The 15,932-nt window shown below is 68.8% G+C and carries 8 protein-coding genes; 7 read left to right on the forward strand and 1 reads right to left on the reverse strand.

The window, feature by feature from the left end:
• The first annotated feature begins 91 nt into the window (after positions 1-91).
• From MILUP08_RS09095 to MILUP08_RS09115, 5 genes are all read left to right on the forward strand, one after another.
• Positions 92-3,736: a LamG domain-containing protein gene (locus tag MILUP08_RS09095; RefSeq protein WP_144056888.1), complete on the forward strand. Its 3,645-nt coding sequence runs from the start codon at positions 92-94 to the stop codon at positions 3,734-3,736.
• A gap of 99 nt (positions 3,737-3,835) precedes the next feature.
• Positions 3,836-11,146, forward strand: coding sequence for an RHS repeat-associated core domain-containing protein (locus MILUP08_RS09100; protein WP_007456868.1), 7,311 nt, complete (start codon positions 3,836-3,838; stop codon positions 11,144-11,146).
• A gap of 513 nt (positions 11,147-11,659) precedes the next feature.
• Entirely contained in the window at positions 11,660-12,043 is a 384-nt protein-coding gene (locus tag MILUP08_RS09105) for an L-asparaginase family protein (RefSeq protein ID WP_007456873.1), read from the forward strand.
• 84 nt (positions 12,044-12,127) lie between these two features.
• A complete protein-coding gene (locus MILUP08_RS09110; protein ID WP_039905677.1) occupies positions 12,128-12,388 on the forward strand; it encodes a DUF5522 domain-containing protein in 261 nt (86 codons plus the stop codon).
• A gap of 92 nt (positions 12,389-12,480) precedes the next feature.
• Entirely contained in the window at positions 12,481-13,029 is a 549-nt protein-coding gene (locus MILUP08_RS09115) for a hypothetical protein (RefSeq protein WP_007456879.1), read from the forward strand.
• Between the two features lie 19 nt (positions 13,030-13,048).
• Here the strand turns inward: MILUP08_RS09115 and MILUP08_RS09120 are convergent, their stop codons facing one another.
• Positions 13,049-13,738, reverse strand: coding sequence for an iron-dependent transcriptional repressor DtxR (locus MILUP08_RS09120; protein WP_007456883.1), 690 nt, complete (start codon positions 13,736-13,738; stop codon positions 13,049-13,051).
• A 100-nt stretch (positions 13,739-13,838) separates the two neighbouring features.
• Here MILUP08_RS09120 and MILUP08_RS09125 point away from each other — a divergent pair, with 100 nt between their 5' ends.
• Positions 13,839-14,699 carry a sulfurtransferase gene (locus tag MILUP08_RS09125; protein WP_039907530.1) on the forward strand — a complete coding sequence of 287 codons (861 nt, stop codon included), beginning with the start codon at positions 13,839-13,841 and terminating at the stop codon, positions 14,697-14,699.
• 48 nt (positions 14,700-14,747) lie between these two features.
• Positions 14,748-15,929, forward strand: a complete 1,182-nt coding sequence (locus MILUP08_RS09130) for an acetoin utilization protein AcuC (protein ID WP_007456887.1) — start codon at positions 14,748-14,750, stop codon at positions 15,927-15,929.
• The last annotated feature ends 3 nt before the right edge of the window (positions 15,930-15,932 follow it).

The raw sequence follows: 15,932 nt of genomic DNA on the forward strand, positions 1-15,932 counted from the left end.
GTTACCGGGGGCGGAGTTCTGGTGGCATGGGTCCGTTTCGCGCTCACCAGTTGTACAGAAGTCTTTACTGCGTGACAGGTCGATCTCTACAGTGCGCCTGCTGATCAAAACTGACACGGGGGACCTTGTGGGTGTGTCCACGGCACGCCGCGCTTCGGCGTGGCTGATTTCGATTGCGGTGGTAGCGGCCAGCGCCGGCTTTTCCGGAGCCGACGCCTTTGCCACCGCCGCAGGGCGTACTCCAGCGGCGAAACCGGCCGACTGCGCAGGCGAAGCACCGACCGAGTCCGCAGCGGTGAGGCTGGCATCGGCCTGTGATCGCGTGGTGGAGGCGCTCGATCACCGGACCGAGTACGCCCAGGTGCTGGTGGAACCCTCCGGTCGACGAAAGCTCGTGGCGGCGGTGGCACCGCAGCGGGTACGCCGGGCAGACGGCTCCTGGACGCCGATCGATGCCACACTGCACTCCAGGAACGGGGTTCTGACGCCGGCAGCCACTTTGGCCGACGTGACCTTCTCCACCGGCGGCGACGCTCCGCTTGTCATCTGGCGCGAAGGTGGGTCGACCTTCACCCTGAGCTGGCCACTGGGCGCGCTGCCCGCACCGGAGTTGCGCGGCGCGACCGCCATCTACCGATCGGTGCTCAAGGACGTCAACCTACACGTGACAGCCACCGCCGAGGGCTACACCCACGTGGTTGAGGTGCTGACGCCGGAAGCCGCGGCCCGGCCCGAGATCCGGGCGCTGCGCTACCGGACGGGCGGGGACATGACGGTCGCGCAGGGCGGCGCCGGGGGTCTCCGGCTGGTGACAGCTTCGGGCATCACCGTCGCCAGCTCGGCACCCGCCCGGATGTGGGACTCCTCGACCGACCCAGGGCGGGCGGGCGAGGTGATGTCCACCGTGGCGGCGGCCGGCGTGCGGGGTTTCGCCGCCCCGGTTGGTGAGCGGGCCACCCCGATCGAGGAGGCGGTCACGTCCCGCGCTGCGAAGGTGGCCGTGGCGACGTCCGACCGGACGCTCACGGTCACCCCCGACGCGAAGCTGATGGCTGACCCGGGTCTGACCTACCCGGTGTTCATCGATCCGCAGTTCGAGAAGCAGCGCACCAAGTGGGCGTACTCCACGAGCAACGGCGAGAACAACGACACGACGCGAGCCCGAGTGGGGCGGCAGCCGTACCCGGAGGGCGGTAACGGCGAGCGCTACCGCTCCTACTACGACTTCGCGATCTCCGGCCTGACCGGCAAGCAGATCCTCGGCGGCACCGTCCGGATTACACTCGACCACTCGTACTCCTGCGGCCCGACCTGGGTACACGCCTACCGGACCAGCGCCATCACGGTGGGCAGTGGCGGCCGAATGGGCTGGACGACGCGGCCGTTGCCGGCGACGTTCCTCGACTCGTGGGAGGGCAACGCGAACGAGGCGGGTGGCTGTGGTTCGATCCAACCCGACGTCGATGCGGAGTTCTCCAGCACGGCGCTCAAGAACGACCTGCAGTCCGCGGCCAACAAGAAGTCATCCACCTACACGGTCGGCCTCTGCGCCTGCAACTCGTCCGGTGAGTACGAGGACCAAGAGAGCCGCTGGAAGAAGTTCTACACCGACAAGGCGTGGCTCGAGGTCACCTACAACTCCAAGCCCGCCAAGCCGAGCAACCTCACGACCTCCGGCCAGTCGTGCGGTGTGACAATCGGCACCGCATCGCCCCTCTTCAAGGCCTTCTATGGCGACGCCGACGCCGGCGCGGACAGCCTCACCGGCTACTTCGAGTACCAGTTGGCGAATCCGTTGGGCTCGCTCACCGCGAAGACTGGCCAGGTCAAGCCGGGCAACAGCTACGGCGAGTCGGGGACCATCAGCCTCGGCGCTACCTCCGAGGGCAAGACCTACCAGTGGCACGTACGGACCAAGGACTCCGCTGGCGCGTACTCGGACTGGAGCGACTGGTGCCAGTTCACCGTCGACGTGTCCAAGCCGTTGCCGCCCGGCGTGACCTCCACGACCTATCCGGCGGACGGGGTGGCGCACGGTGGCCCCGGTGTCTCCGGCACTTTCACCTTCACGGCGGGCTCACAGGACGTGGTGAAGTACGTCCACGGCTGGTCCGGACAGACCACACCACTGACCACCGTGACGGTTACGGCGGGCGCCTCCTACACCGTCGCGCTGACGCCACCGCGATTCGGGCTCAACGTGCTTCAGGTCTATAGCATCGACAAGGCCAACAAGCTCAGCGACACCAAGCCGTACCAGTTCCTGGTCGGAGCGCCGTCGGCACCGGTTGCCCATTGGCCACTGGACACCATTGACGGCCATGGCCTCAAGGAGGAGCTGACCGGGGCCGAGTTGACCATGAACGGCACCCCCGTGACATGGGCGGCTGACAGCCGAGTCGTCGGGGAAGCCACGCCGTCCTTCGACCGTGGTCGTGACCTGTCAGGCAGCGTCGGGTTCGATACGAGCAAGTCGTTCAGCGTGGCGGCCTGGGTGAACATGACAGACGACGACCCAACCGACCCGGACCTCGATCTTCCGAATGGCAACCGGACGGCGTTGAGTAAATCTGGCACCAAGGTAAGTGCATTCTTTCTGGGGTTCCGCTTGATCAGCGGCGTGCCGAGGTGGAGCTTCATGCTGCCCAGCGCTGACGTCGAGCAGGTCCCGAATGCCGTCACGGTGAACTCGGCGGCGGTCGTGACCGCCGGCAACGTGGGCAAGTGGACGCACCTGGTCGGCACGTACGACGCCGCGACGGGTCGGAGTCAGCTGTTCGTGAACGGGGCGCTGGCAGGCTCGGCCCTCCGCTCCACGGCGGGCTGGAATCCCACCGGGCCGCTGGTCGTCGGTGGTGCGGTCTTCACCCCTTCTGGCGAAGCCACGCGTGCGACCGACCGGTGGCGGGGCCAGATTTCCGACGTACGGCTCTGGAACCGGGTCATCACCGTGGACGACCTGAACGGCACAGACGAGGATGCCAAGGCCGGCACCCTGGACGTGCCGGGCATCCTGACGCCGGTGCAGGTCGCGAACTGGACCTTCAGCGGGATGCTGTCGTCGGCACCGTGTGACCAGGCGACCAGCGTCAGCTACTGGGCGCAACCACTTGACCTGCACGGCTGCACCGATCCGTACTCGGAGACCCAGGACGTCGGGTACACCGGCGACGGCCATGACGGCGACGAGTCCCTCTGGCTCAACCATCCCCAGCTCGACGGCTGGGGCACGACTGGCGCCAAGACCGGGTTCGCCTCGACCAGCGGACCGATCGTCAACACTGGACAGTCACTCACCGTCTCCGCCTGGGTCCGGCTCGAGTCGCTGAACGGCACCGAGCAGGTCGTGCTCCGGCAGGGGAGCGGACAGGCCGCGCTCAAGCTGTACGCCTTGCCCAACGGACTGTGGCAGTTCGCCATGATGACGCCGGACGGCGCAGGTGGGGGGGTGTGGTCCGCAGCCCACGCTGACTCCCTGGACCAGACCACGCTCGGCGAATGGACCAACCTCACCGGTGTCTTCGATGCCGGCAGCGGCGATGTTCGTCTGTATGTCGACGGGGTCCGGCAGCAGCAGGTGGGCACGGGTGCCAGTGGCGGGTCGGTGGCCGAACCCCTGTACGTCGGCGGTGGGCATCCCGACTGGGGTTACTTCACCGGGGAGATTGACCAGGTGAAGATCTATGCCGGCGCCATGACCGATCGCGAGGCTGCCGCCCTCTACCGCCTCCCCTGATCACCGTGATGGGGCTCGCCTGCCGTCATGCCGGTGCGGGCCCCGGTCGCCGACTCTTTCGTCCCCCTTCCCACCCCCCGCTGACGGTGGAGGTTGTTGATGTCCGCTGCCCAGTCGCCGGTCGATCCGACGTGGCGTGCTCCTCGAAATCTCTTCTGGCGCCCCGACAGCCGGCTCAGGTCGGGAACGTCGGCCGCGCTCGCACTCGTCGTGTTGTCGTCGATGCTTACCACCCTGTCGCAGCGTGCCGCCGTGGCGGCACCCGCGCGGCTCGGCGTCAGCCAGCCGACGGCGGTCTCCACGAAGCCCGTCGCCGCCCGTCCGCGCCCGGCTGACCTGTCCCAGGGCGCCAACCGCCGGCCCACCGAGGGGATCGTCTGGCCGACGGCCTCGGTGGCGGAGGCTGACGTACCGGCGACCGTCCTCGGTCGCGCGGCCGGCTCGGCGAAGGTGCCCTCGGCTTCTACCCGAGCCGGCAAGCTCCCGGTGTACGTCGGCCAGCCCGTCGGCGGTGGCGATGCCTCCCGAGTGGCTGCCCAGGATCCGGTAAGCCGGGCCCGGGTCGAGATCCTCGACCGCGGCAGAGTGTCCGCTGCCTGGCGGGACGGCCTAGTGGTGCGGGTGGGGCGCGCTGATGGCGCCGCCGGCCGGGGCAGTCTGAGCGTGGGCATTGACTACTCGGGTTTCGCCGCCGCCTTCGGCGCGGACTGGTCGACCCGGCTGCGCTTGGTGACCCTGCCGGAGTGCGCGCTCACGAATCCTGACCGGCCCGAGTGCGGTTCCCGCCCGCTGGCCTCCCACAACGACGTCGCGCACGACCGGGTGACCGCCGAGGTGCCGGTGCCGCCGTCTGCCCATGAGGTGTCGACGCGGTCAACCGCTGCCACCACCACTCTGGTCGCACTCTCCGCGGGTGCTTCCGGGTCGACCGGGGACTACGGGGCGACACCGCTCCAGGCCTCGTCCTCCTGGACCGCCGGCGGATCCAGCGGCGACTTCTCCTGGTCGTACCCGGTCCGAGTACCACCGGCGGTCGGCCCCGCACCCACAGTCGGACTGAGCTACTCGTCGAGCGCGGTCGACGGCCGTAGTGACGCCTCGAACAATCAGCCGTCCTGGATGGGCGAGGGCTTCGAATACCAGCCCGGGTTCGTCGAACGTCGGTACGTGCCCTGTTACGAGGACACGGCCGGCGGCGCCACCAACGGTGACCAGCTCGGTGACTTGTGCTGGGGTACCGAGAACGCGGTGTTGTCGCTCAACGGCCGGTCGACCGAGCTGGTCAGGGATGATGCCACCGGTGTCTGGCGGGCCAAGAACGACGACGCCTCCAGGATCGAGAAGCTCACCGGAGCGTCGAACGGCGACGACAACGGTGAGCACTGGAAGGTAACCACGGCCGACGGTGTCCAGTACTTCTTCGGCCTCGACGACCTGCCGGGACAGAGCGCCGGCACGGCGTCGACCAACACCGTGCGGGTCTACGGCAACCACACCGGTGAACCCTGCTACAACGCCAGCTTCGGGTCTGCCCACTGCAACCAGGCCTGGCGGTGGAACCTCGACTATGTCCGCGATCCGCACGGCGGCACCATCTCGTACTGGTACAGCCCGGAGAGCAACAAGTACGCGGCCAACCTGACCGACACCGACGACGTCTCGTACATCCGCGCGTCTAACCTGACCCGGATCGACTACGGCACCTGGGACCGGAGCGCGACGGATCGATCGGTGACGCCTACGGCGCAGGTCTTCTTCTTCACCGACGACCGCTGCACCTCCAACTGCGCCACCCACGACAACGAGGGCCTGAACTGGCCCGATACCCCCTGGGACCAGGAGTGCACCGGAACCTCCTGCCCGGGCCTTTACTCCCCGACGTTCTGGAGCAGTCGCCGCCTTTCGAAGATCACGACGAGGGTGACCGGCGTTTCCGGCGACGTGGAGAGCTGGGACTTCACCCACACCTTCCCGCCGAACGGGGACAAATCGCGGGACGGCATGTGGCTGGAAAGCATCCGGCACACCGGCTACCTCGGCGAAAAGGTCACGTTGCCCGAGGTGAACTTCGACTTCGTGCAGAAGGCGAACCGGGTCGACCGCACCAACGACGGTGAGCCGCCGATGTACTGGCTGCGGATGTCGACGATCTGGACCGAGACCGGCGGCAAAATCCTCATTACCTATTCGGGCCCCCAATGCGACTCCGGCGGCCCGATGCCCTCCTCCCCGGAGACCAACACCCTGCGCTGCTATCCCGTGCTGACCGAGGACCGGTTCACCAAGCAGACAAAGACCGCGTACTGGCACAAGTACGTGGTCGAGGAGGTCGATGAGTGGGACACCAGTGACCGGGCCAGCACCGATGTAATCACCAGGTACGAGTACCTCGACGGGGTGGCGTGGCACCACAACGACGACGACGGGCTCACCAGGGACAAGTTCCGCACCTGGGCCGACTACCGCGGCTACGGCCGGGTCCGCGTCCGGGTCGGCACCGACGGGAATGAGACGCTCACGCAGACCCGCTACTACCGGGGCATGGACGGCGACCGGCTCGCCCCCTCCGGCGGAACCCGCAACGTCACCCTGCCCGCCCGGGACCTGAACGGCGATGGTGACACCGCCGACGCGGCCGATGCGCCACAGGTCGACGACCAGGACGCTCTCGCCGGCGAGGTGCGGGAGCAGACCGTCTACAACGGGGTCGACACCGATGTGGTCTCCACCTCGGTAAGCGAGGCATGGCAGTCCGCGCCGACGGCCACCAGAGATATGGGCGACACGAACTCGTACGCCCGATTCTCCGGTGTCCGAACCAGTTGGAACGCGGTACGGCTGGACGTGGGCCGAGGCTGGCGGGTCAGCAAGAAGAGCCGCACCTTCGACGGGTACGGCATGGAGACCACCGCCACCGACTTCGGCGACGTCGCCAGGAACGACGACGACCGCTGCCTGAAGACGTCCTATGCACGGAACACGGACAGCAACCTGCTCGTCCTCGCCAGCCGGTCGCAGACCTTCGCCATTGCCTGCACCGCGACGCCGGCCAGCGTTGACGACGTCATCGGCGACATCCGTACCTCGTACGACCAGAAGGCGTTCGGTGATACGCCCATCAAGGGTGACATGACCAAGGTCGAGAACCTGAAGGACTGGTCCCCGAGCGCCGGCACCACCTGGATGACCACGGCGAGCGCCAGCTACGACCCGTACGGTCGGGTGACCGAGTCGTACGACATTCGCGGCAACAAAACGAGGAAGGAGTACACGCCGGCCATCGGCGGACCGCTCACCTCGATGAAGACCATCAACCACCTCGACTGGTCGAACACCGAGAACCTGTCTCCGGCCTGGGGTGTCACCGAACGCAAGACGGACGCGAACGGCAAGATCACCGACCTGCGGTACGACGGTCTGGGCCGGCTCCGCAAGGTGTGGTTGCCGACGCGTCCGATGGGGTCGGACCCGGCCAACCCGACCAGTCCGTCCACGGAGTACACCTACACGGTCCGTAACAGTGGTGGGGTCAACGCGATCGCGACAACCACGCTGAACTCCGAGGGCAACTACACGACAGCCTACGAGCTGTTCGACAGTCTGCTCCGCCCCCGGCAGACTCAGGCACCCGCACCGTCCGGTGGAGGCGCCGTGGTGACGGAGACGGTGTACGACGCGGCGGGCCGGGTTGCCTACACCAATGCCAACCACCACGACCCGGCCCTGACGCCGAGCAGGAACCTGCGTTCGCTGGCAGCGTGGGAGGCCAACAGCCAGAACCGCAGCGTCTACGACCGGGCGGGCCGGACGATCGCCTCCGTGCTTATGAGCGGCGGTGAGGAGAAGTGGCGCACCACGACGGGGTACGGCGGCGACCGGGTCTACGTCACGCCGCCGAAGGGCGGCACCGCCACTACGACCATCAGCGAGGCTCGTGGGAACACCATCGAGGTGCGGCAGCACGACGGCCGGTCGGTCACCGGGCCGTTCGATGCCAGCACCTACACCTACAACCGTAAGTCCCAGTTGACGGGCGTCCGGGACGCGGCCGGCAACGCCTGGAGTTACCAGTACAACGTCCAAGGCCAGCAGGAGGTGACCACGGATCCGGACAATGGCCGGACGACCACGCACTACACCGAAGCGGGTGACATCGACTACACGATCGATGCCCGGAACCAGAAGCTGGTGTACCACTACGACAGCCTGGGCCGGAAGGACGCTGTCTACGACACCGCCGTCGCCTCCGAGAACAAGCTGGCAACCTGGGCGTACGACCCGACGGGCGCCAAGGGACGGTTGGCCTCCAGCAGCCGGTGGACCGACAAGGGGGTCAACGAGTACAAGGTCAGGGTCCGGGGTTACTCGGCGCTTTACCAGTCGACCGGCGAGGACTACGTCATCCCGGCCTCCGAGACCGGGCTGGCAGGCACCTACACCTTCAGCCGGACGTACAAGCCCGATGGCGTGACCGTGGCCACGGCCAGCTACCCGAACGCCGGCAGCCTGGGCGCGGAGCAGTTGACGTTCACCTATGACGAGACGACGGGCCTAGCCGAGCGGGTTGAGACCAACTGGCCGAATGCCGGGCAATACGTCACCGACACGGGTTGGAGCGCGTTCGCGCAACCGGCGCTGGTGCGCTTCCAGCAGACGGCGCAGAACTTCCTCGACCAGGCGTGGACGTATGACGACAGCACCGGTCGCCTGAAGAGCGCGACCACCATGCGGCAACTCGCCCCGCAACCCCTCGCCGACCTGCACTACGACTACGACGAGGCGGGCAACGTCACCCGCGTGGCGGACACCCCGCAGGGTGGCACCGCAGACGTCCAGTGCTTCGGCTACGACTACGCGCGCCGGTTGACCAGCGCGTGGACGCCCGCATCCGGTGACTGCGCCGCCGCTCCGACCGTGGCCGGCCTGGGCGGCCCGGCACCCTACTGGCACTCGTGGGCCTTCGGCCCGGTGGGCCAGTCGAACGGCAACCGGGTAAAGGAGACGAAGTACGGCACGACCACGACGGAATCGACCTACACCTACCCGGCCACCGGTGCTGCCCAGCCGCACGCGGTGAGCCAGGTAGTGACTACCGGTACCGGCGCGGGCACCCGTAACTACCGTTACGACAAGGCCGGCAATCTGGAGTGCCGACCCAGCTCCACGGCCGTCAATAACACCTGCCCCGACGGGACGGGCAGCCAGAAGCTGACCTGGAACAGCGAGGGCCAGTTGACGACCCTCACCGACGGCGGCAAGCAGCACTCCTACCTGTACGCCGCCGACGGAGGGCGGCTCATCGCCCGTGACCCGACCGGGAAGACCCTCTACCTGCCGGGTACCGAGATCCGCTGGCGTTCCAGCGACTCGGTCAAGACCGCGACCCGGTACTACACCCACCTCGGGCAGGTCGTCGCCATGCGGCAGCCCGGGACCGGCGTCACCTGGCTGATGGCCGACCACCAGGGTACCCAGTTCATGACGGTGGCCTCCGGCAACCAGTCGGTGGCCTGGCGCAGGCAGACGCCCTACGGCGGACCTCGGGGCACAGCTCCCTCCGCCTGGCCGAACCAGCTCGGCTTCGTCGGCGGCACGATCGACGGTGGGAGCGACCTCACCGGCCTGATCAACGTCGGTGCCCGTCCGTACGACCCGACCATCGGAAAGTTCGCCGCCGTCGATCCGCTGATGGACCTGGCGGCTCCTGAGCACTGGAACGGCTACGCGTACGCGAACAACTCGCCGGTGACGCTGTCGGACCCGAGCGGTCTGAGCCCCGAGGACGCGCAGTGGGAGGAGAAGCACCCCGGCACCCACACGTCGGACAACCTGGGCTGGGACAAGTACGGCTGCCCGGACGGGGATTGCAGCGCGCGGGACGAGAGTGGCCAGCCCAAGCGGGATCGCGTCTTCACCGGGGCGAACGGGACCACGGTCACCCGCGATTCGCTGGGCAACTACTACCTGGACGGGTATCGCCTCCCGCCCACCACCGTCGACGTGGTGCGGCTGGCTGCGATCGTCGACAAGAACCGTGGCGAGGGGCAAGGGTCCCCGGATCGCAACAACACCACGGACCCAGTGGCCCGCATGTGGGCCATTCTTCAGGATATCGCTGCGGCGTGCGGGGAGATGGACGAGTGCAACGATCGTAACGGTGATCTCTACCTGGGCGTCCAGTACGACATAGACCAAGTCCTGCAAATGCGTCATAACAGCAACGGCTACACCTGGAACGGCTTGCTCCTGGAGATGGTCCAGAACGCCGCTGCCCTCTGTATCGGAAGTGGTCTGCGCGGCGGCTGTATGGGTCGTCAGTCACTGACTGGGTCGACTGGTGGTTGTCGGAGTTTCGATGCCGACACGCGCGTGTTGATGGCGGACGGGACCAGCAAACGCATCGCCGACGTGCGACCGGGCGACCTTGTGTGGGCCCTGGACCCGGAGACCGGCGAGGCGGGTGCCCGCATGGTCACCGATACCTGGGCTCATGAGGACATGCTCCACGAGTTCAGGGTCGGCGATGGCCTACTGACAACCACTGCGGATCACTCATTCTGGAACGCAACGGATCGCGAGTGGCAGGAGTCCCAGTACCTCGACCCTGGTGACCGCCTTCTGTCGCTTGATGGGCGAACTGTTACCGCCGGCGGGCTTGGGGATGCTTTCGTCGTTGGTCGAGCCTACAACCTCACGATCGCGCAACTGCACACGTACTATGTGCTCGCCGGCAACGTGCCGGTGCTCGTGCACAACGAAAGCGGTGAGCCATGCCTCTCCACAGCCATTAGTCGACAGAAGCAAGGGCGGCATGTTCAGGGGGACCCACTGCACAACGGCACTGGCAAGAGCTATTTCAATAGCCAAGCTGACGCCCAAGGTGTGCTGGATGCCTATCACCGGGGTGACACAACGGTTTTGGGCCGAACGAGCAGTGGAAACATCGTTGTCCGCTACGACGGTGTCACCGGATACAATAACAATCCTGGTGCCGGCTTCCATGACCAGCCCACGAATGTTTTTATGATCAAGGGTACGAAAAGTCCTAGCGTTGTTCCGATCAGTCCGGGCTGGAGCCCTAAGGAGTTTGAGTTGGTGGAGCCTTCTCTGGAGCGTGAGAACAGGTTGGTGCTCGACGTCGTCCAGGCGGCGCTTGGGCTTATTTCGCCAGAGATTCTTGCCATCTCGGTCAAGGGGGATCCGAGTCGGATAGCCTTGTACGTCGCGGTCCGTGTGCGTAATGCGCAAGTTGATGAGGATGTGGAGGATCTGGTTTTTGAGCTAGAGACACTTCAAAGTGGTCCAACTGCTATAGAGGTGTCCATTTTTGTGGGTGCGCCGATCGGTGACTGGCCAGGAATTTCCGGTCGCAGTGTTTATTTGGCGAAAGCGTCAGAAAATCAAGGGTAGAAATTTCTGGGCGGTCTTGCGGGGCCACCTTTCGCTGACCGCCTGTGTGCCGCTTTCTGTTCGCGGTCCCTGAAATATGCTCCGGTTGCTGCCATGGCTGACGTCGTCCCATCAAATTCATACATATTGGCACATGTGAGATCAGCCGCAGTCATGTGATGTGGCGGATGTCAGAGGCTATGCGTCGTAAGGGCTTTACTTCAGTGCTTGCCATGGCGATCGCACGCGGCCTGCCCTCGGCGCGCCACCCTGATTAACGGAAGCTGTGTGCTGAGGGTCAGCGACTTTTTTCGCCGCAGATCAGCCCTCCGGTCGCTATCACCGGCGGTCGCACTCGGTAGCGGGTGGGTGTCGATGGACGCTCGGGTCGGCCCGGGATGCCATCACGGTTGCCCTCGTAAGGCGAGACGTATTCGAAGCGACGCACAGCACCAGCACCGCCACGCTCGCCTCGCCCAACACCGGCCCACTGGGCCAGGTCATCGGCGGGGAGGTGCGGGTGCTGCCCGCCCGGTGTGCCACCAGGCGGTGCCGCCCATCGACCCGGACCGGCTCGACGCGACCCAGGTGGCGCTGTGCGTAGTCACCCTGGACGACGACGGCCCGCTCCTGCGGGGCCTGGCCGACACCCACCAGGGCCTGGTGGTCGCCGGCTTCGGGGTCGGGCACGTGCCCGCGACGCTGGCCCCAGTGCTCGGCAAGCTCGCCGGCCGGATGCCGGTGGTGCTCACCAGCCGCAGCGGCTCCGGCTCAGTGCTGCGCCACAAGTACGGGGCGGTCGGCTCGGAGACCGACCTGCAACGGCGGGGCTGCGGGACGGCGGGTTGCTCGGCCCGTACAAGGCCCAGGTGCTGCTGCGGCTGCTGCTGGCCGCCGGCGCGGACTCCGACGAGCTGACCGCCGCCCTGACCCGGCACGGTCGAGTCGCCGTCGTCGGGCCGCCTCTAGACTTCTGCGGGTGACCCGGAAGGACCGCTGTTGGTGACTGGGGAGCGACGACCCCTGGCGGATCGGCCGCTCACCGAGCCGCACCCGTCCCGGCTGCCGCCCGAGCACCCCGAACGGGCTCGGATCCTCGGCGCGCACGCCGCCGCGCTGGCCGCCGGGGAGGCCGGTTACCTCGACCCGGCGACGGGGCTGTTCGTGCTCAGCGCCGGTTTCCTGGCCCGCCGTGGCACGTGCTGCGGACGCGGCTGCCGCCACTGCCCGTACGTGGACGATCCACCGACCGCAAAGGCGTAAACGAGGACTTCCGCCCGACCCGGACACCCCGTACGGTTTCCGACGGACAACCGGCGGGCCCCTTCCGCCGTCGCTCGGTGAGAGGGTGGAGCGTGCGCGGGCGGATCGTGGTCGCCGGGCTGGCGGGCCTGCTGGTGAGCGGCTGTGCCGCCGAGGCCGAGCCGGTGGCGGTGCCGCCGCCGGCGCCGGTCGCCCTGGACGTGTCGGCGGCCTCCTCGGGAGGCGCCTGCCGGCTGCTGGACTTCGCGGTGATCGAACAGCTCGTCAAGGTGCGCTTCGACGTGGCGGCGGCCAGCGAGCGGGGTGACACGCACACGTGCGTGGTCCGGGCCGAGCGCGCGGCGCTGCCGGAGCTGATGCTCAGTGTGTCCGAGACCACAATCGACAAGGCGACCTTCGGCGCGGACGTGGTGCCCGACAGGGCGGCGAAGGTCACCGGCCTGGGTCAGCAGGCGTACCGGCGTACCACCGCAGCGGCCGGCGGGCACGGGCCGGTCGCCGAGGTCGGCTGGCTGGCCACCGACGGGCGCCTCGCCACGCTGGCCTGGACGGGCGCCCGGGACGCCGAGCGCGCGGCCGCCGAGAAGCTGGCCACGGACCTGGTCGCGCTGGCCAAGAAGGTGGACACCCGGGCGCTGTGACGCCCGGGTGCGCAGTGCGTCAGTTGGCGGCGACGAAGACCCGGGAGGCGACCTCGCGGGGCAGGCGCACCCGGTCACCGGAGCGGTCGATGGACACCCCGTCGCGCTCCTGGGCCACTGTCACCGTGGCGCCCGGGTCGACACCCGCGGCGTGCAGTTGCCGCAGCACGTCGGCGTCCTTCTGCACGCTCTCGCAGATCCGCCGCACCACTACCGACCCGGACAGGCCGGGGAAGGCCAGGTTGCGCTCGCCCTCGGCGGCCTCGGTGGTCTCGGCCTCGGCCGAGCCCAGCTCCTGAAGACCCGGGATCGGGTTGCCGTACGGAGAGCGGGTCGGCCGGTTGAGCAGGTCGTACACCCGCTTCTCCACCGCGTCGCTCATCACGTGCTCCCAGCGGCAGGCCTCCTCGTGGGCCTCCTCGTAGGGCATTCCGATGACGTTGACGAGCAGCAGTTCGGCGAGGCGGTGCTTGCGCATCACCGAGACGGCGCTGCCGCGGCCGAGCGCGGTGAGCGTCAGGTGCCTGTCGCCCTCGACGGTGAGGAGCCCGTCGCGCTCCATCCGGGCGACGGTCTGGCTCACGGTGGGGCCGCTCTGCTGCAGCCGTTCGGCGATCCGGGCACGCAGCGGCGGCACCCCCTCCTCTTCCAACTCGAGGATGGTGCGCAGGTACATCTCGGTCGTGTCGACCAGGTCGTGAGACTTCATAACGTCAGCGGCCCTCCGGTGCACGATGCTACCCCGCGGCGCGGCCGTCGACCGCCGCCGAATCGCGTGCTGCCGCCCCGGATGGTGTTGGATGGTCGCCATGTCCGGTACCGAGGAGCTGCTTGTCGAGGCCGACCGGCTCGCCGCCGAACTCGACCACGCCGACCCGCCCACCCTGCTCGACGTCCGCTGGCGGCTCACCGGCCCGCCCGGCCACGACGACTACCTGGCCGGCCACCTGCCCGGCGCGGTCTTCGTCGACCTGGACACCGCGCTCTGCGGTCCCCCCGGGGCCGGCGGCCGGCACCCGCTGCCCGACCCGGGCGCGCTTCGGGTCGCGCTGCGGGCGGCAGGCGTCCGCTCCGGTCACCCCGTGGTGGTGTACGACGGCGGTGACGGCCTGGCCGCCGCGCGCGCCTGGTGGACGTTGCGCTGGGCCGGGCACCGTCCGGTGCGCCTGCTGCACGGTGGCTTCCCGGCCTGGGTCGCCGCCGGACGACAGGTCTCCACCACCGCGCCCGCCCCGGTCGACGGCGACGTCGAGGTGCGCCCCGGTGATCTGCCGGTGCTGGACGCCGGGCAGGCCGCCGCGCTGGCTGCCGCCGACGACGCCGTGCTGCTCGACGTGCGCGCGGCGCCCCGCTACGCCGGCGAGGTCGAGCCGATCGACCCGGTCGCCGGTCACGTCCCCGGCGCCGCCAACCTGCCCGCAGGCGAGTACGTGGGCGGCGACGGGCGCTTCCCGGCCGCCGACGTGCTGCGCGAGCGGTTCGCCGCGGTCGGCGCGACCGGGGCGCGGGCGGTCGGGGCGTACTGCGGCTCCGGGGTGACCGCCGCGCAGGCGGTCCTCGCGCTGCACCTGGCCGGCCGCACGGACGCCGCCCTCTACGTGGGTTCGTGGAGCAACTGGGTCGCCGACCCGGCCCGGCCGGTCGCCTCCGGGCCGACACCCGGGCGCTGACCAGCGCGTGCGGTGGGCCGACGACGGTCCTCGTGCGACGATGACCCCATGTCCGACGACACGGTGGTGGTGTGGGACCCCTCGCTGCTCGCCTACAACATGGGTGACCATCCGCTGGACCCGGTCCGGGTGGAGCTGACCGTCGCGCTCGCCCGGGAGCTGGGCATCCTGGACCGTCCCGGCGTACGCGTGGTCACGCCGGAGCCCGCCGACGACGCCCTGCTGACCCGCGTGCACCACCCGGCCTACCTGGCCGCGGTGCGGGCCGCGCCGCGTGACCCGCTGTTCGCCGGGTACGGGCTGGGCACCTCCGACAACCCGGTCTTCGAGGGGATGCACGAGTCGAGCGCCCTGATCACCGGCGCGACGGTGGCCGCCGCGGAGGCGGTGTGGCGTGGTGACGCCCTCCGGGCGGTGAACGTGGCCGGTGGGCTGCACCACGCGATGCCCGCCCGCGCGTCCGGCTTCTGCGTCTACAACGACCCCGCCGTGGCCATCGCCCGCCTGCTCGACCTGGGCGCGGAGCGGATCGCGTACGTCGACGTGGACGTGCACCACGGCGACGGGGTGCAGGACGTCTTCTGGGACGACCCCCGGGTGCTCACGGTCAGCCTGCACGAGACGCCGCTCGCGCTCTTCCCCGGCACCGGCTTCCCGGACGAGACGGGCGGGCCGGGCGCGCAGGGCACCGCGGTGAACATGCCGCTGCCGCCGGGCGTCGACGACACCGGTTGGCAGCGGGCGTTCCACGCGATCGTGCCGTCGGTGCTGCGCGCGTTCCGGCCGCAGGTGCTGGTGAGCCAGTGCGGCGCGGACGGGCACCGGCTGGATCCCCTCGCCGACCTGAACCTGACGGTGGACGGGCAGCGCGCCACCTATCTGGCGTTGCGGGCGCTCGCCGACGAGCTGTGCGAGGGCCGCTGGGTGGCCACCGGCGGCGGCGGGTACGCGCTTGTCGAGGTGGTGCCCCGCGCCTGGAGCCACCTGTTGGCCGTGGCGACCGGCGACCCGATCGACCCGGCGACGCTCACCCCGCCGGCCTGGCGGGAGCTGGCCGCGGCCCGTCGGCCGGGCCGTGAGATTCCGCTGCGGATGACCGACGACGCGGACCCGTCGTTCGAGCCGTGGCAGCCGACGGGCGAGCCGAACGCGGTGGACCGGGCGATCGCGGCGACCCGCAAGGCGGTCTTCCCGCTGCTCGGGCTCGACCCGCACGACCCCCGGGACTGAGCC

It is taken from the genome of Micromonospora lupini str. Lupac 08, assembly GCF_000297395.2.
GTDB classification, from domain to species: domain Bacteria; phylum Actinomycetota; class Actinomycetes; order Mycobacteriales; family Micromonosporaceae; genus Micromonospora; species Micromonospora lupini.

Excerpts from the sequence above, each read along its gene's own strand:
- MILUP08_RS09100 (WP_007456868.1), top strand. The coding sequence starts at position 3,836 with ATGTCCGCTGCCCAGTCGCCGGTCGATCCGACGTGGCGTGCTCCTCGA.
- MILUP08_RS09120 (WP_007456883.1), bottom strand. The coding sequence starts at position 13,738 with ATGAAGTCTCACGACCTGGTCGACACGACCGAGATGTACCTGCGCACC.
- MILUP08_RS09125 (WP_039907530.1), top strand. The coding sequence starts at position 13,839 with ATGTCCGGTACCGAGGAGCTGCTTGTCGAGGCCGACCGGCTCGCCGCC.
- MILUP08_RS09130 (WP_007456887.1), top strand. The coding sequence starts at position 14,748 with ATGTCCGACGACACGGTGGTGGTGTGGGACCCCTCGCTGCTCGCCTAC.